Genomic DNA, 336 nt, shown 5'->3' on the forward strand with positions numbered 1-336 from the left:
AATTGAAGATTCAAGTTTTTAAAATCTGTCATAAGTTCTCCTTTCTTTTCAATCTCAAATTGAGATATTTTATTTTAAAAAAATAATTCACTCTCTGATTTGTGAAAATAATTAGAAATAATAGATATCTCATAATCATGGAATGGAGCTTTGCCATTTTCTTTTAATTCATATTGTCTGCGATTTTTCAAACCAATTAAATCTGCCATAAAAACTGTCGTAAGTTCATGCTTCTTTCTCTCTTTTCTAAGCTTTATTTTCGGCTTCAATTCTTGCTTTTTTAACTTTTGTTTTTTTGTAAGTTCCTGCACGCACTCACCCCCTTGTGTTAATAGT

Annotated in this window: 1 protein-coding gene; it reads right to left on the reverse strand. The window is 28.6% G+C overall.

Annotated features, from left to right (window positions below; genetic code table 11):
- Nucleotides 1-74: 74 nt before the first annotated feature.
- Nucleotides 75-336, reverse strand: a 262-nt coding sequence (locus A6V29_RS09945) for a hypothetical protein (protein ID WP_249933149.1), incomplete at its 5' end; no start/stop codon positions are given.

It is taken from the genome of Blastococcus sp. CCUG 61487, from assembly GCF_005222955.1.
In the GTDB taxonomy this organism is placed as follows: Bacteria; Actinomycetota; Actinomycetes; order Mycobacteriales; family Geodermatophilaceae; genus Blastococcus.